General features: G+C 36.6%; 18 protein-coding genes and 2 pseudogenes. All 20 read right to left on the bottom strand.

Features of this window, described 5'->3' with window-relative positions; genetic code table 11:
* Window positions 1-306: 306 nt before the first annotated feature.
* The 20 genes and pseudogenes from GEZ89_RS08305 to GEZ89_RS08210 all read right to left on the bottom strand — a co-directional run bounded on the left by GEZ89_RS08305 (window position 307) and on the right by GEZ89_RS08210 (window position 24,310).
* Complete coding sequence (locus GEZ89_RS08305; protein ID WP_075230488.1) at window positions 307-702, bottom strand: leucine-rich repeat domain-containing protein; 396 nt, start codon at window positions 700-702, stop codon at window positions 307-309.
* Between the two features lie 362 nt (window positions 703-1,064).
* On the bottom strand, window positions 1,065-1,310 hold the full coding sequence (locus tag GEZ89_RS08300) for a hypothetical protein (RefSeq protein WP_004238875.1): 246 nt from the start codon (window positions 1,308-1,310) through the stop codon (window positions 1,065-1,067).
* A 166-nt stretch (window positions 1,311-1,476) separates the two neighbouring features.
* A complete protein-coding gene (locus GEZ89_RS08295; RefSeq protein ID WP_000493216.1) occupies window positions 1,477-2,055 on the bottom strand; it encodes a DUF4230 domain-containing protein in 579 nt (192 codons plus the stop codon).
* Window positions 2,056-2,316: 261 nt separating this feature from the next.
* Window positions 2,317-2,526 (bottom strand): annotated as a pseudogene (locus GEZ89_RS08290) (transposase); the annotation flags it as partial.
* A 232-nt stretch (window positions 2,527-2,758) separates the two neighbouring features.
* Window positions 2,759-4,093: an aminopeptidase C gene (pepC, locus tag GEZ89_RS08285; RefSeq protein ID WP_153225672.1), complete on the bottom strand. Its 1,335-nt coding sequence runs from the start codon at window positions 4,091-4,093 to the stop codon at window positions 2,759-2,761.
* Between the two features lie 110 nt (window positions 4,094-4,203).
* On the bottom strand, window positions 4,204-4,926 hold the full coding sequence (locus GEZ89_RS08280; RefSeq protein ID WP_153225671.1) for a pseudouridine synthase: 723 nt from the start codon (window positions 4,924-4,926) through the stop codon (window positions 4,204-4,206).
* Between the two features lie 346 nt (window positions 4,927-5,272).
* Window positions 5,273-5,497 carry an accessory Sec system protein Asp5 gene (asp5, locus tag GEZ89_RS08275; RefSeq protein ID WP_153225670.1) on the bottom strand — a complete coding sequence of 75 codons (225 nt, stop codon included), beginning with the start codon at window positions 5,495-5,497 and terminating at the stop codon, window positions 5,273-5,275.
* A gap of 4 nt (window positions 5,498-5,501) precedes the next feature.
* Window positions 5,502-5,681, bottom strand: coding sequence for an accessory Sec system protein Asp4 (gene asp4 / locus GEZ89_RS08270; protein ID WP_075230876.1), 180 nt, complete (start codon window positions 5,679-5,681; stop codon window positions 5,502-5,504).
* Window positions 5,674-7,020 (bottom strand): accessory Sec system glycosylation chaperone GtfB, encoded by a 1,347-nt coding sequence (gene gtfB, locus GEZ89_RS08265; RefSeq protein ID WP_153225669.1) that lies wholly within the window; start codon window positions 7,018-7,020, stop codon window positions 5,674-5,676. The genes asp4 and gtfB overlap by 8 nt, the downstream gene beginning before the upstream one ends.
* Window positions 7,004-8,524: an accessory Sec system glycosyltransferase GtfA gene (gene gtfA, locus GEZ89_RS08260; protein WP_153225668.1), complete on the bottom strand. Its 1,521-nt coding sequence runs from the start codon at window positions 8,522-8,524 to the stop codon at window positions 7,004-7,006. The genes gtfB and gtfA overlap by 17 nt, the downstream gene beginning before the upstream one ends.
* Window positions 8,525-8,536: 12 nt before the next feature.
* Window positions 8,537-10,915: an accessory Sec system translocase SecA2 gene (secA2, locus tag GEZ89_RS08255; protein WP_153225667.1), complete on the bottom strand. Its 2,379-nt coding sequence runs from the start codon at window positions 10,913-10,915 to the stop codon at window positions 8,537-8,539.
* Entirely contained in the window at window positions 10,899-11,384 is a 486-nt protein-coding gene (gene asp3 / locus GEZ89_RS08250) for an accessory Sec system protein Asp3 (RefSeq protein ID WP_153225666.1), read from the bottom strand. The genes secA2 and asp3 overlap by 17 nt, the downstream gene beginning before the upstream one ends.
* Window positions 11,384-12,916, bottom strand: coding sequence for an accessory Sec system protein Asp2 (asp2, locus tag GEZ89_RS08245; protein ID WP_322741502.1), 1,533 nt, complete (start codon window positions 12,914-12,916; stop codon window positions 11,384-11,386). The genes asp3 and asp2 overlap by 1 nt, the downstream gene beginning before the upstream one ends.
* Window positions 12,906-14,480 (bottom strand): accessory Sec system protein Asp1, encoded by a 1,575-nt coding sequence (gene asp1 / locus GEZ89_RS08240; protein ID WP_153225665.1) that lies wholly within the window; start codon window positions 14,478-14,480, stop codon window positions 12,906-12,908. The genes asp2 and asp1 overlap by 11 nt, the downstream gene beginning before the upstream one ends.
* A gap of 15 nt (window positions 14,481-14,495) precedes the next feature.
* Window positions 14,496-15,725 (bottom strand): accessory Sec system protein translocase subunit SecY2, encoded by a 1,230-nt coding sequence (gene secY2, locus GEZ89_RS08235; protein ID WP_153225664.1) that lies wholly within the window; start codon window positions 15,723-15,725, stop codon window positions 14,496-14,498.
* 127 nt (window positions 15,726-15,852) lie between these two features.
* Complete coding sequence (locus tag GEZ89_RS08230; RefSeq protein WP_153225663.1) at window positions 15,853-16,860, bottom strand: sugar transferase; 1,008 nt, start codon at window positions 16,858-16,860, stop codon at window positions 15,853-15,855.
* A gap of 46 nt (window positions 16,861-16,906) precedes the next feature.
* A complete protein-coding gene (locus GEZ89_RS08225; protein WP_153225662.1) occupies window positions 16,907-18,085 on the bottom strand; it encodes a glycosyltransferase family 8 protein in 1,179 nt (392 codons plus the stop codon).
* A gap of 14 nt (window positions 18,086-18,099) precedes the next feature.
* Window positions 18,100-21,342, bottom strand: a complete 3,243-nt coding sequence (locus tag GEZ89_RS08220) for an SP_1767 family glycosyltransferase (RefSeq protein ID WP_153225661.1) — start codon at window positions 21,340-21,342, stop codon at window positions 18,100-18,102.
* 3 nt (window positions 21,343-21,345) lie between these two features.
* Entirely contained in the window at window positions 21,346-22,224 is an 879-nt protein-coding gene (locus GEZ89_RS08215; RefSeq protein WP_153225660.1) for a DapH/DapD/GlmU-related protein, read from the bottom strand.
* Window positions 22,214-24,310: pseudogene (locus GEZ89_RS08210) on the bottom strand (glycosyltransferase). Before GEZ89_RS08210 ends, GEZ89_RS08215 begins: the two are co-directional and overlap by 11 nt.
* Window positions 24,311-25,606 lie beyond the last annotated feature (1,296 nt).

The following is a 25,606-nucleotide window of genomic DNA, read 5'->3' as shown; positions in this document are numbered from 1 at the left end:
GGTGCTCATGGCCAATAACCTCCTAAAATACAATAAGAGAATGACTCAAAATTAAAAAGCTAGAATTCCACAATTGGGAACCTCTAGCTTTTTTGTGGCTGAGAACTATTTTGTCCCAGACACTTTTGGCTCTTTGTCAAATAGTGTTGATGAAGAACCTAATGAAAAAAGAATCCAACAAAAATTGGACTACCTGTCTCCGGTTGGATACCGAAGACGGTAGCCCTAGGGTGTTTTTATTAAATTCTCACTTTTTGGGGTCAGTCCCTAAGCCTGATAGTAATTTTTTGTTCATACTATTCCCCTTTAGTCATTTACTACTTTAAGTTGCATTGCTTTAGCTACTTCTTCTGCCTTTGATCCCTTAGGTGTATGGATTTCTACATCTGGGTTACAGTTATCCACAAAATAGAAGTATTCTGTAATTTCTGTTACACTTGCTGGAATTGTAATAGATTTAATTGATGATGTCCCCCAGAATACTAATGTTCCAATACTCTTTGTTCCTTCTGGGAATACAACTGATTCTAATGAACTGTCAGAGTTGAAAACATCATCTTCTACTGTTTCTATTGACTTACCAAAGTGGACATACTTTAACTTATTGTCAATCGTAAACGCACCTTTTCCAATATATCGTACTGTATCTGGTAAAACGATTGCCTCACAATGTTTCAAGTTCGCAAGACCACGTTCTCCAATTGCGATAACAGGTTTACCTTTAATTTCCTTTGGTACACGAACAACCTTATCGTCAGAAGTACAACTATAGATGACATAACCTTCTTCCTACAAATATACGCATGTTAATATATTAATATCTTTAAGGATTTATAACTATAGTTCCTTAATTTTCCCAGTAAAAAAACGAAAGGCACCACAAGTTATTTATGTGTTTTCTTTAAACGATTCATGTACTTCTGTCGCAACTTCTCACCCGCCTTTAATTGCGGTTGCGATAGATTGAGGACCTAAATATGCATCCCCTGTTATTAGTTCATTTCTATTGTATTCTGATGTTGACCGAAAGTCAAATTTTTACCTTTCATCTAGAACACTAAAGTCTACTTTTGTTCAATTGCTGCAACGACAAGGTCACATGGAATAATATGTTCACTACCTGCCACTTCATGCGTTGATCTTCTTCCACTTTCATCTGATTCACCAAGTTCCATTGTAATAACCTTTACACCAGTTACTTTCCCACTCTCATCACGCAATACTTCTTTAATATTCTCTAAGAAATGGAATGTAACACCTTCATTGTGTGCATCTTTGATTTGTAGTGTAGCTTCTAGTATATTGTTCATATGGTCATCATTCTTTTGTTTTAGGTTTCAGCGCTTTTAATATAATGGATGTTGGCCTTTTTGTATACACTAAAATAGGGTTGGTGGAAAATTTCCATCAACCCTAAAAATTATAGAACCACACAAAACCCTGACCAGAGATGGCCAGGGTTTTGTATTTCAAAAATTATTCTGTAAATTCTATAGTTACTTTTACTTCAGAATCCATTGAAGAAAATATTGTTTTATAATAATTGATTGCAGATTCTTTAATTTCACTCTTAAATTTATCTAAATACTCTGCTTGTTTATCACTAGAAAGTTGGTTAGCGACCAATTTCCCAGTATCAATATCTTCTGTAGTTCCACTTAATAACTCTCCATGACTATCATATAAATCATAAGGATTATCTTTTGAAAGTTCAACACCAATTACTTCCAATTTTGGAACAATAACCTTATATTCTTTTTCGCTTATTTGTTCAACCTTTACACTACTTTTAATTCCAAATTTAGCTTTATAATTTAAAATTACTAATGCTGCTTTTTTAGAGAACGGCACATCAAACCCAAAAACTTGAGTTGTTTTTGTTTCAGAAATAATTTCATTAATTCCCGCATTCAAAAATACAACTTCATTCACTTTTTCAATACTTTCGATATTAATTGACGATTTGACTTCTGATTTATGTTCCTTAGGTAAGAAAAATAGCACTCCAATAGCTATAATAGCTATTAATACCACATTCAATAGTACACTAAACATATTAACTTTCTTCTTTAATATAGACAAGATAAAAAAACCTCACTTTAAATAATCTATCTAAATTTTACACATTCTAAAGAAAATAGTCAATATTTTTTCGTACTATCTTCTAAAATTAATTGTGCCTATTAAAAATGAAATTAGTTTGTTGCATTTGATTATATTTTTTGAACACCAAATCCATTTAAAATTGAGTGCTATTTTGAGCACTAAAAAAGGGCTCTTTGGTAAATAGTGTTGATGAAGAAATTTAGGAAGGGATTAAGCAACTAATTGTTGCTTAATTCCTTTTTGTTTTGGGCCAAACATTTTTGTTATTAAAATAATCCTATTTCTAAAATGGTAATAGTTTCTAAAGCCGTAGGCATTTCTTTTAAGCACTTTTATTTTATTATTTATTCCTTCAATAGGGCCATTTGTTCTAGTTGGATACTCACAAGTATTTTGAATATATGGCAAGTAAGTCAAAAGATTTTCTCTTTTTAAATATCTTCTCTTGAACTTTATTATCCCAAATAATGTTTTTATCTTTGATTTGTAGCGTAGCTTCTAGTATATTGTTCATATGGTCATCACCCTTTTGTTTTAGGTTTAAGCGCTTTTAATATAATGGATGTTGGCCTTTTTGTATACACTAAAATAGGGTTGGTGGAAAATTTCCACCAACCCTAAAAATTATAGAAACATTCTTTTTATATCTCATTTATTCTGCCAAGGCACCCATTGGATCCCATGGTGCAAGTACGATTGGTTCTGCTTCATAAGCAGCTCGTTCTTCTGCTGTTAGTAATTCTTTACGAACAACGATTTGGTAAGTGTATTCGTCCATCCAAGCGTCTGAGGCAACAAAGTAACCATCTGTACCTACTTTATCTCCCCATGAGTTTTCAACTTTCCACTTAGTTGATTTACTATTTTCATCCAAATCAACACCTGTCAAGACCATAGCGTGGGTCATCAAGCTTTCGCTGTAGTCCAAACGTCCAGCCTTGTCTTGAGTGAGTTGAATATCCATGCTTGATTCAAAGTCATAAACATCTGTCGCAAGGATTCCTGCTTTACGGTTGCTGAGCTGGCCGACATCAGAACCAAACCAGACAGTTTCTCCTGTTTGCATTTGGGCAATGGCCAATTCTTTCAAGCGTTCCATCGGTACGTTAATGTAACGAACTGCACGGCTACCAACCACATTTCCCAACATCTCAACTGTGTAAGATTTACCGTAAGGTTTATCAGCAGTTGGAGCATTGATCACAGAAACGTAGTCTTCTAATGGAAGGTCGACATATTTCTTGTAAAACTCTTGTGGAGTGATGCCTTTTTCGCTTTGGTAGTTGTTGTCCTTATCACGATAAGCAAAGTCAAATTGACGTGGTGGAAGTCCTAGTGACATGGCAAGGAAGTTAAAGATTTCTTGCAAGAGGTCTTCTTTCTTAGCTTGAACAGTCGCTTGGTCAGCACCTGAAGCCAAGAGGTCACGCAAGATTTGAGCATCTTGACGAAGCAATTTGTTAAGGATTGCATTGAGCTCACGGCTGCTGCTAGATGAAACAGACTCTGGATAAACAGACTTAGGAACAACACCATATTTTTCAAAGAGAGCTACAACCATATCCCATTGACCACCATCTTGTTGTGGAGTTTGGAGTAGGAAGCTAACCTTACGGCTTGTCAATTCTTGGTCTGCAGTCGCAATGACTTGCTCCAAGAACCAGTTTGATTTTTCATACTTGTCCCAGAAAAATGTGTGGGCTTGTGACAATTCAAAGTTTTCAAGTTTGTATTGAGAGATGAGTTTGTGACGGAAGGTATTGAGGGCTGCAAACATCCAGCAACGACCAGAAGCCTTCTGGTTAGTAACCTTGTCCTTAGTCAAATCAAGTGAGAAAACAGGTGTGTTATCTACATGGCTTTGACGACGCTCAAGGGCTGCAAAAATTCCATTGTGGCTGGCAGCATTTTCGATAGCTTGGTATTTGACATTTGCTTCATAGTTGGCAAATAATTTATCTGTAAATGATTCTTGAATCGCGTTCATAAAATCCTCCTTTTATTCTACAGTCTATTATAACTCTTTTCACAAAGGAAGCAACCAAAAACTGAAAAAGGCAAGGATATTTTCCTCACCTTTTTCAAAGATTCCACAGTTTACCTAACACTTTCGAGCAAGCCTTCTAATTCCTCTTTGGCCAAGCGACGCCATTCTCCACGTTTCAAATCCTCATCCAAGGTCAAAGTTCCCATGGTCAGACGTTGCAAGTCCATCACTTCCTTGCCACAGTAGGCTACCATGCGTTTAACCTGATGGAATTTCCCCTCGGCAATAGTCACACGAACTAGACTTTGGTTTTTTTCTCTATCAAGAGCCACAAGCTCCAGTTTGGCAGGCTTACAGGTAAAGTCTTTTAGCGGAATCCCTTGTGCAAATGTCTCAATGTCTTCATCCGTCATGATTCCCTTGACCTGTGCCAGATAAGTCTTATCCACATGACGTTTAGGAGAAAGAAGAGCATGAGCCAGTTGGCCATCATTGGTCAAGAGTAGGAGTCCATGCGTGTCGATATCCAAACGTCCCACTGGGAAAACTTCCTTTGATCGAGCTAAATCATCTAACAAATCCAACACAGTCTTATGTTTAGGATCTTCAGTCGCTGAGATAACCCCCTGGGGCTTGTTCATCATATAGTAAACAAACTCCTCGTACTCTAGCTTTTGCCCGTCAAAACAAATCTCGTCTGTCTCTTCATTGATTTGTAGCTTGGCAGATTTTTCCTTTTTACCATTGACCGTCACGCGCCCTGCCTTTAGAAAGTTTTTAACCTCAGTCCGACTCCCGACAGCGCAGGCAACTAAAAATTTATCTAATCTCATAAAGATATTATACCATGAAAAATATTAATCTTATACTCTTCGAAAATCAAATTCAAACCACGTCATCGTCCCCTTGCCGTACTCAAGTACAGCCTGCGGCTAGCTTCCTAGTTTGCTCTTTGATTTTCATTGAGTATTAGTACAAAAATAAGCCGCCTGATTGGGCGACTTTATTTTATAGGGAGATTATTATGAAAAATTTTTAGGAGTTAAAGTTAAGGTCTTCTTAACTTATGCTTATAGTATAAGCTAGATTCCTAAAAGTTTTCTTAAAATATTCTCCTAAAAGTTAAATTTCTTTAAATAATCACTTTTAAAGTCAATCATTCTCGCCAGAAATCAAAGCTTACGCAAAAGTTAAGGCCATAAAGAGGATAAGCATCACAAACAAGGCTAAGCTAACAAGCAAGGTTAAGACTTTAACAAGCGTATTACTTTGCCAATAACTTGGCTTTCCGATATTGCTGGTTGCATCAGTAGAAAAGATTTGAGTTTGCCTTGGTTGAATAGTCACAAGGAGGATTAAGGAAATAGCTAAAATAATGGTTAAAATTATCAATAATTCAGTCATTTAACTACCTCAAAAGCCCTATTAAAGTAAACAGCAAACCTATCAAAATAATCAATCCCAACAAGAAAGAGAATGTTTTACTGATTTTTTCACCACGTGTAGATTTTTCTTTTTTGATGGGTTCTTGTTTCATCTCTTCCATACGACCTTCAACATCCTGATAAAATAGATCTTTTTTAGTCATGGCTTTCTCCTAAAATGGTTTCCATCCGCTCCTGATACATGATTGGATCCACATAATTGGCATGGTAACCTTGGTCTCCCAGAGCTCGTCCCATTTCTTTGACATGAGAAAGAGCTAACTCAATGGTGTGAATCATGTCGTCAACTGCTTCCTTAGCGAAAATATGATTTGGAGCAATATAGCGACGATTATGGGCTGTTTCCTCAAAAGCTAGGACCAGTTGGTTGTGTTCAAAAGCCTGACGAACAGCCTGGAGAAGTTCATTCCCATAGTTGATATCCAAATAGATATCTGATAACTGATAAAGCTCCTGAATCTTTTGGGGACTGGCATTTTGATAGAGTACGACATTGGGATAGCGGAGCATATCCAGCAACTTGGATGACATCTCTGTCACTGCTGCTATTCGGAAAGTAACCCTTGGTAAACTTTCCACCAGTTTTTCGACTTGCTCTAGTTGGTCCGAATTGGTCACAATCAAGGCATCAGGACGAACAAAATTATCACGCTTAAAGTGATAATGATAGCCTAGGTGACTAAACTTATGATGGAATTTTTCATCCGTCAATTGCAGAGCGCGTTCATAAGTCGCATAATCTGGAATGATAATGGTCTTAGCTCGAAGCTGATCATTCTCCAAAATCAGTTGCATATTTCCTGGTATACCATCATGTAGTGGTTCTTGCCAAACTAGAATATCCTGACCTGATTTGTCTGGGAAATGGAAGGAAGTCAAAAACGAGGTAGATAGGGTATTAAAGAGAAGGTGGTTAAGATTCACTTTCAAACCTTGTAAGAAGTCTATAATAAAGGCCACTCGACCAGAAAAATGGCGCAATCCTTGACCTTCCAAGGTCAGCAGAATATCACCTGTGACATGGTTTTCCAAAATAACTTCTTTTTGATCTACATTCCGATAAGAAGTCATGATAGCTTGGCCAGAAGCATCAAAGGTAGTCTTAGCAAAGCAAGCTCCAAAACGATTATAGTGATCCACTTGGAAGATGCGACCTGCTGGTGTTTTCCATTCGACTTTTTTCACCAAACGAGCCTGTAAGCCATCTGCAAAATGAATCACTGCTCGTTCTTGATTAAGGTCATTGATGGTTCCAAATTGATTATTCCCAGCAATCTCCCAAAAGTCTGGTACAGGAACTTGGTTAAAGTACAAGGGTTTACCGCTGTCATAACCCAAATAATAGGTGAAGGGTGAGACAACTCCATCTGGTAAAAATCCATCGGGTTCAATAACCACAGCCAAATCAGACAGTCCAGCTTCAGTCAGACTATAGTGCAAATCTTGACTTTCTTGACTGTATACATCAAATAACTGAATCATCCACTACCTCCTTGATTGTATTTTCCCATTTGTTCAAAATCTCTTGAGTCAAGAATTTCTCAGCAATCTGGTAAGATTTTTCTCTCATGCCTTCCAAATGATTCTCCAAATACAGTTGGCAGATTTTTTCTGCATAAGCTTTCTTGATTTCATCTTCGACATGGTCAGATGAGCTTGGAATCAAGTAACCATTTTCACCATCTTCGATGAAGGTTTGATTTCCATAAGGAACATCAAAACCAATCAATGGCAAGCCCGAACCAATTGCTTCCATGAGTGTCAACCCAAAGCCTTCACTGGTAGAAGCAGTTAGATAAACTTCATACTGTGAATAGATTTGGGAAAGTTCGGCATGACCCTTGAGTTTAATATACTCTTCTGCCTGACCTGCAGCGATAATCTCATGTAGACGTCCTTCCTCACCACCACTACCGTAGATATCAAAGGTTAATTCTGGCAACTCCTTATGAGCCTCAATCACAGCCTTGACAAGCCAATCAATATGCTTTTCCTTAGCTAGACGCGAAGCTGTAATGAGAGAAAATGGCTTACGACTCTCTAGTGGTTTTGTTAATTGGTCAACACTTCCAACTGGAATGGTCACAATCTTAGGAGCATGCGAGGTATAGTGAGCAAACTGTTGCTCTAGAACTTCCTTTTGACGATCCGTTGAAACAATAAAGAGATCGACCTTATCTGCATTGGTAAACTGGTAGTCATAATAGTTGTTCCAAAGGATATAATCATCATTGGTCGCATTTTCACTATAGTGCTCAGCGTGAACGACAACAGCTAGATGCGCCGCCTGCGCTTCTTCAAAGACCACCTGACCAATCCCTGTCTCACGATCCAAAATCACTAGATCTGATTTATTTAACTCAAGAGTCTGCATGAAATAACGGAGCAAGGCGGGTTTCCCGTATAAGATTCGATCCTTGAAACGGTAGACTTCCTCGGTCCCTTGATTCATGAACATCTCATAAGCTGGAGTCCCATCTTCATTGTAGAAGGTTCTTTGGTAGAGTGTCGCTACATTATCTTTAGGAGCAAAATACTCTGTGCAGTAGCGTGTGTAAGAGAAGTAATCCTTGCGGATTAACTTACCAGCATACACATACTCCACATGTTGGACAAAATCTTTTTCCTCATCTACTAAATAACAAGTGATAAACTTGTCCTCATCTGAGAAGAAGATTCGTTCAATTTTCCCATTTCTTTCACGACGGCTTTCTACACCTTCAAAGTAAGCCAAAACATCATCTACCGTCACACTGGTCGGTGCAATCTTGATGTCTGTGAAGTGAGTGTAAAGCCAGATGACCTGATCATCATCAAAACCGATATTTGCGGTTAAGTGCTGGATATTATCACCCAAAATCATGTCTGTAAAGATAAACTTTGACGGCAGATTTAGGCTGCGAAAAATACCTGCACGGTAAGCTTGGGCATATTCAACACCACTGCTGGCCCAGCCGATTCCTAAATTTATATTGTAAATTGTCATATTGTCCCCTTTTTATGGAAAATAAGCCATAATTTCCCCATCAGGTGAAATGTCTACTCGACTCAATAGAAGATTTCGAACCATATCCTTCTTGACCTGCCTTTTCATCTCTTCAAATCCATGATAGGCTTCTTGATAATACTCGACAATAGGATTCTTTTGAGCAGCTGATTGCCCACCGATTGCTAGACTCAATTGTTGCAGGTAGTCTACCTGCTCTACCCAGTTATCATCTATTGCTTTTAGCAATGCTAAACGCTGAAAATCTGAAAAGAAGTCATGAGTTTCCAGAATCGTTCGTTTCTCTTGTAGACTCTTTTGAACGGTTGTCTCCAGAACTAGCTTGATTGCATCCTTATCCGTCAGATCTAACTCTTGCGGAACTGCATGGTAAAGAAAACTAATATTTTTAACGATAAAATGATACAGTTCTTCTCTACTTTCAAAGGGTTCTTCTGCCAAGCTTTTTCTTACGAACTCATCCAGAACATCTACAACAAAACCATCAAGATCCTCGGTTCCATCAATCAAGCGATTTCTTTGACTATAGACCATCTCTCTTTGAATATTCATACTCTCAGCATACTCTAAGGTTTGCCTTCTTGATGATCTAGCAGCGCTATCGCTTGCCTTCTGCGCTTTTTCTACTAATTTCCGATAGCGTCTTCCTTCTAAAAGTTCTGGGCTTATCTGTTTATTTACTGTATAGTCCTTATACATCTTATGGACCCAAGAAGGTCCATACTTCTTGATCACATCATCTTCCAGTGAGACAAAAAATTTCGACAAGCCAGGATCTCCCTGTCGACCAGAACGTCCTCTAATCTGTAAGTCAATACGTTTACTATCCATCCGTTCTGTACCAATGACAACTAGACCACCCAGTTCAGCAACTCCTGGACCAAGCTTAATATCAGTCCCACGGCCAGCCATAGAAGTCGCAACTGTCACGGCTCCCATACGACCTGACTCTGCAATCATCTGAGCTTCACGCGCTGCATTATGGGCATTTAAAACGTTATGAGCAATTCCTTCACGTAATAATAGAGAGGAGTAGAGTTCCGACATTTCTACCGATCCAACAAAAATCAATAAAGGATTACCCTTTTCATGATAATATTTAATCTCAGCAAGCGATGCATACACTTTCTCAGGTAGGGTAACATAGAGATTGTCTGGATAATCAATTCGCTGATTCGGACGATTTGTAGGGATTCGAATGACTGACATGCCATAAGTTTCTAAAAACTCTTTCTCTGCAACCTTTCCTGTCCCAGTCATCCCAGAGATTTTTTTAAACTTCTTAAATAAGCTTTGGTAGGTAATGGAAGCCATCGCCCGTGTTTCTTCAGACAAGGGAACATGCTCTTTTGCCTCAATGGCTTGGTGTAAACCACCCTGTAATTTGGTCATTTCTAATAAACGACCTGTACTTTGATCTACCAATACGAGTTCTTCCTCTTTCTCACCCTTACGGATGATATAGTCTTTATCCCTTTTAAATAAGGTATGAGCTCGTAAAGCAAAGGTCAGGTGTCTTGCTAGTACGCCATGTTCTTCAGAATAGAGGTTATCAATACCTAAAAAGCTCTCCGCAGTTTGAGCGCCCTTAGTAGTGAGCCAGACTTCTTTTTTCTCTTCTTTAAAGATATAGTCTTGACCCTCAACTAGAGTTGTCATCAAGGTGTCAATAATTCCATAAAAATTGGATTGAACCCTAGGAGAACCTGAAATGACCAAGGGAGTTTGAGCACTATCCAGCAAGACTGAATCTACCTCATCTACGATAACAAAGTTAAATTCTGGCATGTACTTTTTATCTTCACTAGAGGCTAGATTATCAATCAAGTAGTCAAAACCAAGACCACTGTTTGTCGTATAAACAATATCCGCACTATAAATTTCCCGCTTATCTTCAGGCGTTAACTCTTCATCCTCGTCTTCAGAAAAGGGAATGCGAATGGTCAAACCTAAGAACTCATAGACTTGTCCCATCTCCTCTGCATCACGCTTGGCAAGATAGTCGTTAGTCGTCACCAGCATAACACCTTTTCCCGATAAGGCATTGAGATAGACTGGCATCGTAGCGGTCAAGGTTTTACCTTCACCTGTATTCATCTCCGCAACATTCCCTTGGTGGATGACAATCCCACCCATGACCTGTACATCATAGGGAAACATTCCTAGGATCCGCTTATCGGCTTCACGTACAACTGCAAAAGCTTCCACTAAAAGATCGTCTAAGCTTTCTCCAGCAGCAATTCTATCTTTAAATTCTTGAGTTTTACCTGCTAATTCATCATCTGTTAGCGAGGCCATCTCTTCTTTTTTTAGATTGATTTGATGCAAGATTTTTTTCACCTTGCTCAATTGTCTATTCTTGTTCCACATCTTGCTCAGAATCGTCCTCTTCTATTGAAAATGAATGAAAGTCAACTGCTTGAAATCCTGCACTCAACAGCTGTACTCTGTAATGATAGGCTTCTTCTGGATAGGTAAAGGTGAAATCCAAGTCTTTTTCAATCACTTGACCAACCTGCTTATCATAACGATCCATAAAGATGAGCCTAAAGTATAAACCATTTTGAGGTTGCACAGTCATACGACTAGACAAACGGTAACGATATCCCCTTTTTAAAAGAGGTAAGGTTGGGGTTAAGCGATTTCCTTGAAAGTTAAAACTTGAGGTCCACTCATGAATCATAGTACCAGAATTCACCATATCATTTTCCAGATAAACATGGTCTCTTGAATGATAGAGGACAATAGAACCAAACAAAAATGTATTTTGCCTACTATCCCCTGAACTTCCTCCTTTAAACTCTCCCCAGTATATTTCTTTATGCCGTTTGAACATCATTAAAACTTTCTCCCAAAATCCTGCTCTAAAATCATCTTATAAAAATTCTTGAACCACGCAGTACTGGTACTACTATCGTCATTGTGGCGACCTGAGGTGCCCTTGACCATGATACGAGCACCCGTATGATAAAGGGCCTCTACTAAGTCATCATAGGCACGTGGATCATAGTCTTCCTCTTTCATATAAGAGAGACCAAAGATTGTTTGACTAAAATCTGCCTGTTTAAAAGGGGTCCAAAAACGATCATCCAAGGATCTCATAGCATCTATACTAGCATCCCCTTTAGAATGATGACGTAAGATATCAAAGGCGGTTGGGAAAAGCCCAGGTGCCTCAAGTCTGCCTCTCTCTGCTATCAAGCCAAGATTGGTCAAGGGTTTTGAAACGATAACAGCTTTAGGTTCAAAGAAAGAACTGTAATACATAGCTCCATAAGTTCCCATGGACATGCCCGAAAGGATGAGTTCCTTATTTGAGAATCCTAACAAATCTAAATGTTCTTGAATGACATTTCGAACACCATTTTCGATACTCTGATCACCCAAGTAAAAAGCTCCTCCATCTATCCGAGGATCTTGAAAAAGAAGGAAAGGTGTCCCAAAGGATCTCATCATTCCAAATCCCTCAAATCCTTCCGCTCGACGATAACCAGAAAAGTAGATATTCAACGGTGGCTTAAAGTCTCCTGGATAGAAAAAGTAATTGATTTCCTCACGCTTTTCATTATGAATGATTCCCCCACCAAGAACATATTTACCAAATTGGTAGCGCGTCAAACGCTGGTGAAGAGCTCCTATTTTCAGACATCCTGCTCCTCTAGCTTCTAAAGAGATACTGATAAATGAAGAAAAGTCATCATCCAGTACAAGGGCAGACTTCATATCTTCAACTGTGAAAACTCGTTCTTTAACAAAGTTAGCAGTGGAGCCATCTTGGATATTTCGAACAATCAGACGAATATCACAAGTCCAATCTTTCTCATATTCGAGCCAAAGTTCGACTGGGTTAAATTCGCTAGCTCGAATATTATACTTCCAACTAATTAAGGGGCGAAAGTCTTGACCATACTTTCCTAGGAGTTCTAGATTTTCATAACCGTTATATCGAACCTTTCCCGTAAAAGCAGGATTGACAATCATATCAATTGGAACTAACTTATCTCCATACTGCCCTCTAAACAGGGCCTTAGATAAGAGTCGCAAAAGTTCTGATGGGTTTGAAAAATCTGTTGCTTGAGCACAGGTTTTTTTCAAAAAATCTTGAACATCTTTTGATTGAGGCTTATCTGTATCAGGGTAGAAAATCGTATAAGGAGTCAGCTTTCTGATCAAAGGAATCAAATCCGATAAATGTTCAGGATTTTCAACCAAAATAGCTGAAAAAGTTCTTAAGCCTTCCATTTTCATGACCTTCTTTATGGCAGTCGTTGATCTCGGCCAAAAGAAATGCCAGTCCATATTTTCAGGAAGCTCATAGATATGGCTCCAGTTTCTGCTACCTATCTGCAAAATCTGTAATTTATTGCTCACCCTTTGCCTCCTCTAACCATTTTTCCCACTTATCTACAAATTGATCACCTGTATTTTGTCGAATCTTATCAATTGAATAAATTAAGGCTTGATTCCAATGTTTCAGGGTATCTAAGAAATAGTGCCCAGCTTTACTAAACTCCGATAAATCCGATAGGATATACCCATTTTGTAAATGGGTAACATATTCTGACTCGTGTCGGTTGATTTGAGGGATTCCTGCGCTAATCCCTGCAATCTGTGTGTAAATATTAGCGACTGGATTCAAATCAACAATTAAACGAGTATACTCTAACTCACGAATTAAGCCCATCTCATCATTTAGATTGATAATCTTAAAGCGATAATCATCTCTGGTATTTTCTTCTAATGTATTTTCTGCATCAGATACCACAGAATCCTTTAACAGATCTCTTAGGTTAAGACGTTCAAGAATGAGCGAATCGAGTTGCTCCTGCAAAGCTTCAATTTGATAACCTTCTGCATTGAATACTGAAAAAACAACCTCTGTCAAGGGATTTTTCGAAACAAAATGCATGATTTCATACAGGACTTCTGGATCTTGTTGCATCTGTATATCTAATTGGACATAAATTTTTGATTCTTTTAATCGTTGGCTAATCCCTAATTTTAAGCGCGTATCAAATGACGGTAAATGATGCATTTTAGAAGCAAATTGGGGATAGGTCTCTTGTAATCGCTCAAGAAAATCTTTCCGATCACTAATCAACATTCTAGACTGTTCTACTACCTGGCAATGAGTTTGTAAATCATCTGCTTGATTTCTTTCAATAAAGAAACTTATAATTTTAGGAGCTTCTTTTGGTAATTTTTCTAACAATTGATCTTGAAACTTGGTATTAGCTGCCAAAACAAATGAATCTCCAACTTGATAGTCTTGATTTAAAAATTTTGTTAAGAATTCCCAAATAACTTCATCTATACTCTCATAAGCTAATTTTTCAAAACGATAGCTTAGCGCTGGGTTTACCTTTACAATTGACTCTTCCCCCTGCAAGTTTTCCCTAAGTTGCCACTGGCCTTTTGCATTATAATAATAGCGAGTAGCTGGCTTCTGATCCTTAAACTCTACAAGACTAGATAAAAAGCCACGATCATCAAAATAACAAATAAAATCAACTTGGTTATCCTTAAAATACGTGATGTAGCTGATAAAGCCTTCTGAACCATATTCAATTTCAGCATAGAGTTCTCCTTGTTGCTTAACTACAACTACAAAAGGAGTATAGATAAAATCACAATCTTCATCCCATGCTAAATCCTTTAATTGTAAAGGATGCATCTCCTCATTTTCAATGTTTTGAATAGCATCAAAAACGGAGAAAACATCCGACTCCAACAAATCTTGTCTGTGTAACAAATAACGTAGATGAGGATGATAAGTCAACCATAGCATCTTAGATTCTAATTCTTGGCGTTTAAAAATCCGAATTTGGTGTAAGATATCATCAAATTCTAAGCGATAAGGAGTCCTATACCAAGGCACAATATTTGCTTGCCATGATGGATTGTTGCGCTCCAAAAAAGGAATGAAATAATACATAGCTTCTCCTCACAATTATGAATCGATTTCTAAGAGTGGTCGATAATTCTCGTTTAATGTCAAGGCATCGATTTCTTCCTTGATATTAAACACCATTCCATTAAAAATCAAAAATAAACCTGAAAGCATACTCAGTTGCATATAGCGCGGATCATATAAGACAATCAACATTGGAAATCCTGCCATAAATACGATATAGATAGACCCAATGATTGCAAAACGAAATATCAATTTTCCGAGATAACGACTAGTATCTTCTCCAGGATAGATATTATAAATATATTCTCCAGATTTTTTCATTCTCTCAGCAATTTCTTCACTATTCATATTTACAAATGCAAACGCAATTCCTAATATAAATAAAACAACAATATAAGTGAAGACCCAAATTGGCTGACCAATTGCAAAGCGGCTAATCCACTCTCCAATCCACGATTCTTTCGGCAAAACCATTTGAAGAAGCAACAAGCTATATTGTGGGATGGATACCAAGGACATGGCATACATAAAGGGCATTCCTCCAGCTGGATTCAGCAAAATATCCAAATAAGAATAACGTTTAAAGCGATTGTGGATCATAATCTTATTTACCAGAATTCGATAACGAGCTCTCTGAACTCTAACTGCAATCGCTAAAAATACCATTGAGAGCAGCAAAAGAGCCACAATCAATAAGGGGCCAACTTGTAACTCCTTGATGCTTTTTAAGATGTTTTGTGGCATACTTGACACCATACTTGACATCAAGATAACTAGAGACCCTCCGACACCAAACAAAGAATTCAAATCCGATAACCAGACTAAGAAAAAGGTGCCCGCAATCAAGAGTAGAACATTCATAGTCAAGACTAGCCCATAATTCACCCCAGACTGAATGGGGAGATTTAGAGTAATGGCTAATGCTTGGATTAAAGCAATAACAAACGTTAGAATCATTTTCCCACGATCTTGAATTTCAATTGGTAAATTTTGAAAACCTAGTTTCTTAGACATACTAAACATCTGCCATAAAATCATCGCCGACATCCATGGAGATAGTCCAACTGAAAATAAGGAAAGGCTCCGAAGGTTGCCACCTGTCATAGCAGTAGAAAAGGCTAAGAAAGCAGCAGTTCCACCCAAAAAACTCGTGTCATTAACGTTTACAAAGGGAAGGGTCATTCTGCTTCCTAAAACGTAAATGAATAAGAAAGAAATTGTCCACAGGACCCGTTTCACAACGACTGATGTCAATTTTATCTTCAATTTTTTCTCCTACTTATTCGATTGATGGGATATTTTGATAAACATAGCTGAATCTATAAATTAATCTTTTGCCAATAATGGCATTCCCTCATCCTAATAGATGAGGGCAATCCATAACTATTCTATTCTAAACATCCAAAACCTGCATCACTGCATCAATCAATAGTTTTTTTGTAAAGTAACCTTGTTTCAAGGCATAACTCACTTTATATACATTTTCAACCATTTGTTGATAAGCTTCTACTGTCGTTCCCTCTACAAGGCGACTGGCTTCTTCCAAACTATCTACTACATAACCTAAGCCTTTTTCCTTTATGAAACTGGCATTTGAGAGATAGGATGGTACTACTACTGGAATTCCTGCTGCAAGATAAGTGCTAACTTTATGAGAGATATTCAAGCGATAGTAATCTGCCTCTTCAGCTGGATTTTCACTTGTTCCCCACACTAAGCCAAAGCCCCCCTCTGACAAAGCAAAAAGCAACTCTGGATCTGTTTTCCACCCTTTAAAGGAAACACTTGGATTATGATTCTCCTGATTAGACTCGGAAAAAATATCGAGTGGGGTTGAGTAAGCCCAGTTGGATAAGTGTTCAAAACGTTCTACACTACCCGCAAAAGATAGTTTTTTCTGAAAAGTAGGCTGTCTCAAAGGATAGTCATGAACATGATCCCACATGCCTTGGATAATAATCTTTTGAACTGTCAATCCTTCCTGAATCAGCCGTTCTTTCATGTTTTCCGAAGGAACAACTACTAGATCTGATTGGTTGTACATCTCAATGTACTCAGGCATTAAGTAATAATTGGATGGAAACATAAGGGGTGGCACGTCATGGATAAAGGTAATGATTTTCGTGTTTAAAATCTTACATTTCCTGATAAAGGCCTGGTCATACTCCCTACCATTCCATGTAGGAGATTGATAAACAACGATATCCCCATAACCCAGCTTAGCTAAAACACCATCTAAACGGCTATTCAACTCGCCTTGGCTATCACTATAGATATTGTAAAAGTAAAAGCTAAGCTCGTGAAAGTCTAACTTTTTTGCAATTTTAACGGTCTCATTCTGGGCGATCAAGGCTGTACTTTGACCAGACATACCGTAAATATTTGTAATATTAATTTTCATTTTGAATCTCTAATTTAGTATTTTTTAAAACAAACCACTCACAGACTTAAAGTTCCTTCAAAAAATCGACCATAGCCTGAGGATTATCATAAGGAAATACTTGATCTACATGATAAGGATTGGCCACATTATCAAACGCTAAAATTGTTTTCTTAGCTTCTTGCACCCATTCTAAAACATCAGGAAATTTAAACTCATGATTGATATCCAGATAAACATCACATTCTTCAATCATTTTCCTGCACATCCACCTCATAACAGTTGGATGCAACTTAATGTTCTCATAACTGGCTAGACTTCTGAGAATTTCTCCCATATCCGTAAAAGTTAAAATATGAATATCATACTCAGGTAAATGTTTAATCAGATAATCAATTTGTTCTAATTGCTGACTGCCTGTAATGATCAATGCTTGATATTTAGCTTTTTTCACGACAAGTTCTTCTTGACTATTTATTTGAGACCACTCTAGTTGATTATATTTCCACCAAACTTCACGTAGGCGACCTACCGAATAAGTATTCCAAGGTTTATCGGCAGACAAATAATGAACAATCGCTGGTAATGGAGTCAAAGGCAATTCAAAAATAAAATATTGCCCCCGACTATCAGCCAACTGATCATATCCAATCTGAAAATTATAGGTATCATCTAATAATACATAATTTTCTCCCATCACTAGATTGAGAACTGTTTGATCAGCTTCAAGTAAGTGTTCATGTTCTCTTTCAGTAATGTTAATGAGTTCCTGCTGGATTCCCTTATCCTTCCAATACGCATTATTGATCAGTAACACTCCTGCATTAAATCTGTCTTCTAAACCATATATGATTTTTGCAGCAGCTAGAGGTTTATTGGTTAAATCAGTAGAAAATAGATCTGTTAAATCACGTGTAACTACTAAGTCACAATCTAAATATAAAACAATATCTTCTGACACAAAACTCGGTATAAAATAACGAGCAAAGGTCATAAAGTTTATGTGCTGTCCAACAGGTGGTAGACTCCAATTTCGCATATTACCTCCAAACAGCTTGATATCAACTATCTCACTATTTCGGTATGCCATTTTTTCCCTGACGGAGACAAACCACTCTTGGGGAATATCCTGATTAAAAATATAAACCTTGACATCACTATTGTGATAGCAAATAGATTTTAAGGTAGTTTCGATTTGACGAATATAACCGTAATCTCCTGCTAACACAAATACTTTTTTATTCATTCACTACTCCTTGACTATAGCTTCACGATGATAGATGCATCATAAGCCGCATCGGCAACTAGCTGAATTTCTTGATCAAAATTATGCTCTGCGGTATGCTTATGTGAGAATTTCACTTTTGAAGTTGCTCCCATCTTAAACCACTCATATTCAGAGTCTATATGGCCTAAATCAATCGCTTGTATGCCTTTTTTGCTTAAATGGTAAGCCAAAACCTTGGCTGTAGGACCAAGCATCAAGAATACTAGTTTCCCATCTGCGTGATTTTCAATCGTTTCTTGAATATCCTTAACCTTACTGTAGGCATTTCTAGAAGGGCAGATGATACGCTCAACAGACTGAGCATTGTCAAAAAGGTCATTACCAACTCCTGAACGTGAGTTTTCACCTTCGACGATCAAGATGTTTCGTTTATCCCAAAGTTTCTTTAATTTTTCAAAGTGAGCTACTGAAGCTGACTTGTCTTTGAGGTCCATATAAGGACGAGATATAAAAGTCGAACCATAGAAACTTGCTGTACAAAATCTATGATAAGCTTCTTTATAATGCTCTAAATGTTTTTGCCAAAAATCGACTGCTTCAGGATTGTAGCGTTCCAAACCTTCAAAAACATCAGAAAGACAAACCAGCAATTCTGGAGAGCTTTCTAGTTGGATCATACTTCTAAGCTGTTCTGCCAATGTCTCATCGTAGTCTTGATAAGGAATCCCATGCCCCATCATAATATCCATTTCCCCATCTCCATAACGAATGACAGAAGAATGGTGCTCCAGTATATAATCAAGACTCTGCTGGATATCCAGTACCTTTGGGTAGGATTGCAGCTTTTTTACAGGTAGCTCTCCATTTTGGCAATAGTTTTCAATAGCTAGAACCATCTCCTCAGGATGTGCTTGGTCATAAAGAAACTGACCTTGTTCACCATGGGCTACACTTTCAAAAGCAAATACTGGTTTTCCAGCTTGTCGGAAACGCCCAATGATCCCATCAACTTCGGATTCAGCATTGATATCCAGTAAGAAGTCACAGCCTTCAACCAAGCTATCAATCAAAGCTGGTTGCCCAGCAATATCTGACAAGACAGAGACATTTGGGTAGGCTAGTAGAGCTGTGATACTATCAGCCACCATAACGGGAGCTGCCACATAAAATTTGACATCCGGTAGATGTTCAATCAAGTAGCCCATATTTCTCAAGTCGCTTGAGAAGGTATAGACTAGAGCTGAATGTTGAACCCCTGTGTATTGACTCACCTGATCTTTTGTCAGACAAGGTGTTACCTGACTCATATCAGACCAATCTTGGGCATTATAATACCACCAAACATCTCGATAGATGGAGCGTTCATACAATCCCCATGGTTTTCTCTCTGTCAAATAATGAATAATCGGTGGATAAGTCCCAGGTTCTGGTCGATAATCTGAGAAATGTGTATGCAAGGTAATGCAGTTATATTTAAAGTCTAAAGCTAACCAACGATCTTTAAATAAGAGATTCAAGATACTTTGATCATCTTGAGCAACCTTATCATGCAACTCATTAGTCATTTCAATCAACTGCTTGCGAACTTCTTCTTGTTTCCAAAGGCGATTATTGATGAGCAAGACACCTGCGTTGAATCCATGCTCATTAAAATATACTTGAGCCCCCAGATCCTTGACTGCTGCCAAAGGATAGTCTCCTAATTCGACATCAAATAGAGGACTTAAGTCTCTTGTGACAACCAAATCACAGTCCAGATATAAGACCTTATCTTCCTCAACAAAATCCGAAATAAAGTAACGTAAAAATGTTGCATAGTGAATATTGGTCTTATATTGGCTGATATGAGAACTATTGACACGGGCATTGACGATTTCACAGTCTAGCTTCTTTAATTTACGATTGAGATTATAGAACCACTCTGTCGGAAAATCGCTGTTAATCAGATAAAAACGAAGTCCTCGATTATGACAGCAGATTGATTTGATTGTCGTTAATACCTTATCTGCATATTGGTAGTTGGCTCCGAGTACAATTGCCTTCATGTTCATTTTATCTTTCTTTAACTCTTTAATTGCTTCTATCATTGACTGTGGAGATTGAGAGGAAACGACTATTTGTTCCAATTGATTTTTGTTGGTCGTATCAAAGGTCAGTACTGGCCTACCTGCACTGGTATAGCGACTGACGATAAAGTCCATCGGACTCCCTTTATGGATATCCAGATAGGCGTCTGTCTTCTCAATCATTTCATCAATCACTGCCCCAACCATGCTAGGATATAAGTAAACATTAGGATATTTGTCCAAAGCCATTAAAATTGAACCCATATCTGTATAAGCTCCAATATGGAATCCAACATCAGGAAGAGCTTGAGCTAGTTCTTCAATATACAGAAAATCCTGCGAATCTGTGAATGTAAATAGATTGACATTATGAAGGTCATAAACTCTCTTGATGGTAAAACGTCCTGCATAGTGGTCAGCAATCTGTTCATAACTAACATCCCTAAATGCCCACCATAAGTCTCGATAACGATAGCCCATCAAAGTGGACCATGGTTTTCGATAGGTCGTATAATGGATGATCAAAGGTTCTTTATCCAACTCAAAGTGTGAATCCCAATGGCTATAAAAAGCAATGACATCATGACCAACTTGAAGGTTAAAATGCTTATCCAACTCTAGCCAATGATTTTCAAACATCAAATTTAATATAGTCTGAACACCATTAAATCTATCACTGATTGCAAAATCAGGTGAAGATACGTAATCAATTGTCTTATTTATTAATTTAGTAGTGATATCATATTGTTTCCACTTAGAATTATCAATTAATAACATTCCTGAGTTGAAACCAACACCATCTACATCTCGAACAGCAGCAAGATACTTATCACCCAAATCAATATTAAAGAGTAAATCAAGACTACCATTAATAATCAAATCACTATCCAGATAGAGTACTCTCTCCTCTTCAATATAATGAGGAATGAAATAGCGAGCATACGCAATCGCTGAAATATGTTCCTGGTTTTTCCACCTAGAATCAATCTCTTCATCTATACGAATGTCTTCTACAACACTTCCCAATTTCTCCACTTGTACCTTGAGATCATTGAACCAGTCACTAGGAATATTTTGATGGAGAATATAAATTTTAACATTTTGATTGTAATATAGAATAGATTTTATTGTTGTAAGTATCGGGATAAGGTAATTCTTATCTCCCGCAAGAACAACTGCCCTTCTTTCTTCCAAAATATCAAACCCCATTATCTAATCTCCATTTTCATCATTCGCTAGTTGATGACGAATGCTATTAATCATACTCTCTTTATCCTCTAAACTAAAAACTCGAACGTTTTCATCTCTTCTATGGACAACTGTTTCAAAAGAAAATACCGGTTTTCCTATCTCTAAAGCACGACCTACAATATTATCAACCTCTCCCCAATGATTGATATCTAAGTAAATATCTGCTCTATTTAATAAATCTTCGAGAATATCATCATGATGCACATTAGTATAAATATTCACGTTCTCGTAATGATTAAAGCTGTCTAGATAGTCTGAGACATTTGTTTTAGCAGCTATATGAAATGCAACTTCAGGAAGTTCTTGTACAAGATAGTCTAAATGTTCTAAAGTATCTGATGCTGTTAAAGTAAAGGCGTGAAACTGATGCTGTTGTCTAGGAGTGATTTTTAAATCCTCTTGTGCAGTGACAACAGAATTAGCTGGGATATCTTTATAAATTAAAGCATTTGCCCCAATGATAACATTATCTCCAATGGTAACACCTTTTAAAATAACAACGTTAGTTCCAATCCAACAATTTTTCCCTATAGTTATCTTATCAGCTTTAAACTGAATTTTTTCAATATGGTAATTAGAGTATTTATGGTTGTGATCAAAAATTCTCACACCATCACCAAACATAGTATCCTTACCAATTTCAATCTCTTTGCCACAACGAATCGTACAATGATCGTTAAAGAAAACTCTATTTCCTAGTGTCAGCTTAGCATTATTAGACACTTCTAGACTTACAAATGAGCGAAATGTAACATCTGTTCCTAGTTCAATGCTACTAGTAGGAGAAATCTCTATATGATGAAAATCTCCTAACAACTTTACAGAATTTTTAAAATCCATGTTTATCTTCCACTTCTCTTATTTTATTAATCATTTCTTGAACTTGTTCTACTTTATAGATTATCTGTCCAACTTCAGAATATTTTGTATTTTCAAAGGCAAGAATAGGCTTCCCTAATTTTGCAAACTGCTCCATTATTTCTTCATTTTTTTCGCCGTGATTAATATCTAAAAGAACTTGACTTATCTCAATCAATTCTTGCTCAAGCTCTGATAAATCATTAAATTCAGACAAAATAGTCACATTGGGATTGACAATCCTTTTTGTCAATTGATCACTAACTTTGACGCTAGCTACAATTATAAATTGAATTTCCGGTAAAGCTTGAACTAGAGACTCTAATTGCTCAATACGATCCGAAAAAGTATAAATTAAACAAGTAACAGGTAGTTTTTGAGGATAGATATGAGCCTTTTTAAGCGTAAGTAAATGATAGTTTTGGCCTAATTCTGTCTATTCAAGATTATGATAATACCACCAAACATTGCGATAAGCTTGAATCCCTATATCATTCCACGGTTTTCTATGCGAAAGATAATGAATAATACCTGGATAGTCTTGAGATTTTGGTAGTTTATAATCTGTAAATTGCTTATGACTCACAATATAATGATTATCAAAATCCAACTCTAGCCACTTATTTTCAAAAAGTTTATTCAAAACAAGTTGATCCACCTGATCCGCCTTGTCATGCTGTTCATCAGTTAAATTAATTAATCGTTGAGTCATACTTTCTTGTTTCCAAACAAGATTGTTGATTAGTAATACACCTACATTAAATATTTCTTGATCATAGTACACTTTTCTGCCATAATCACGCACCGCAGCTAATGGATAACCTTGTAAGTCAGTCGCAAATAAATCATCTAGATTTTTCGTAACAACCAAGTCACAGTCCAAATAAAGTGCCTTATCTTCTTTTACAAAATCAGGTATAAAATAACACAGAGAGGCTACATAACTAATATCTGTTTTAAAACGTGATATTTGATCAGATGTTACTCGACAATTGATAATTTCCGAATCAAAGTCCCTTAATCGACCATTCAATTGTATGAACCACTCTTTTGGAAAATCCCTATTGATAATATAAAAACGAACTGAACGATTATGGTAGCAAATAGATTTTATGGTTGTCACAACCTGATCGAGATTCGAAAAATCAGCTGCCAGTACGACGGCTTTTTTGTCTTCTTTACTCTGAGGAAGAAGTCTATCCAATAACATCTTTTTCTCTTTTATGTAGTTTAATTCGTGAGAATTAGCTAAACCTCTATTGTAAGCTTCAGAACTGATATAATCCAAACTCATTTTGTATGCTCGCCTATGCTCCGAAAGTGGATATCCTAACGTTGCCAATAAAGATAATCTCTCTTCAATTATATAAATGGCATCTCTAATCCATTCATCTGTCCAAGTATTGGACAAACTTCCCTCACGCACTCTCTATATATAGGCTGATTTATTAACATAAACAACTTTTTCAGAATCTAATAAGGCCTTCAAATTAAATAATGCATCTTCTCCAATTCTATTAATTGGAAAACGCAAATTCGCTATTATTTCTTTTTTATAAATTTTCCCCCAGGGTACAATCAAAGCAGACTTTAACAATTCTTTAGAGTCGTATAAACAAGGTATTATAGACTTATTATCATATACTTTTTCATAATAGTCAGTAGAGATGTGGAAATAAAAAACTGAATTAGACTCATTAAAACTAGTATAATTTCCAACTACAATATCTGCTTGATATTCTATCACTTTCTCATATAAAAACTTAATATAGTTTGGTTCTACCCAATCATCGGAATCAACAAAGGTAACATACGTTCCTGTCATTCGATCCAGACCAGCATTTCGCGTATCAGATACACCACTGTTTTCTTTTTCTATATAGATGATACGATCATCCTGTTTTTCATATTCCTGACAGATTTGTCCCGAGTTATCTGTAGAACCATCATTTATAATGATAATTTCCAAATTTTGATATGTTTGTTCCAAAATACTATCTAAACATTTCTGTAAGTATTTTTCAGCATTATAAACTGGAACAATGACACTAATTAATTCCTTTCCCATACAATCCCACTCCTAATTTTTTTTTCATATCTCTCATACTTTTTTTATGATAAAGACAATGAAAAAGACAACTTCTGCCACCCAATTTATATTGGATATTATAGAAGTTACTTTATACATAGATAGTTATTACATACATTTAATTTTCAACCGCAATATAAACTGAAACTAACTGCCATCGTTTTTCATATCGTGGAAACAACACATATCAACTTAAAGAAGTAGTTATAGAACTTCCTTATGACGATAATCTCTAAGTAATTGAAACAGATTTCTATCATAAATCCTTTATATCTCGATTATCACTTTATATCACTTTTTAACCATAAACATTATTGCTATTGCTTTATTTCAACTAACATTTAATAACCTAATTCTCTTGAGATTTTTCTTATATCATAAAAATCAATAAATATTCTAAACAATACAATCATTTTAAAATGAAAAACTCTACTATAGAGTATACCATTTTTGTGTACTTTCATAAAGTGAGATAACCCTCACAACCTTATTTTTTTCTAGCTCTAAACGATAACTATGGAATTTCAATTGTTTTATACTTAATTAAAATCATAGTGCACTTTTTGTCAACAGATTACTTAAAGGCTGGAGATTAACCAACCAATCAATGAATTTTACTCTATTCTAGGAAAACAAGGAAAGAGTTCCTAACAAAACTATGATATATGTGTTTTGAGGTGGAAATTTCTGCTATTTTTATTTATAGTAGATCGAATATAGAACAGTACACTCAAGCTTCTAAAACATTGCTAGCAATTGATTTGACTTTTCTAGTCGAATTGTTTAGATTTTATTTCGTTCTACTACAAAACAAGGGTTAGCAAAGAGCAAACTAGGAAGCTAGCCGCAGCTTGTTCAAAACACCGTTTTGAGGTTGTGGATGGAAGCTGACGTGGTTTGAAGAGATTTTCGATGAGTATAATGGATTGAAGTTAAAACGGTACGTCATGAATTCTACATCATCTCTAGAAATCAATTTGAATTTTCTAAGCAATTTATTCATATCTTATTTCAATCTACTATATTATACTCAATGAAAATCAAAGAGCAAACTAGGAAGCGAGTCGCAGGCTGTACTTGAGTACGGCAAGACGAAGCTGACGTGGTTTGAAGAGATTTTTGAAGAGTATTACTAATCAACAAAATCCGGCTCTATAATATTTGTAGTGGTTAAATCCCCTATAGATATTATGGAGCCTATTTTGTTGTAGAAAAAAAGTCCCATATGACCTATAATGAAAAGCGACAAAACAACTCATTAGAAAGATTCATATG

The organism is Streptococcus mitis (genome assembly GCF_009496285.1).
Taxonomy (GTDB): domain Bacteria; phylum Bacillota; class Bacilli; order Lactobacillales; family Streptococcaceae; genus Streptococcus; species Streptococcus mitis_BP.
This window is presented reverse-complemented; position numbering and strand designations above follow the sequence as displayed.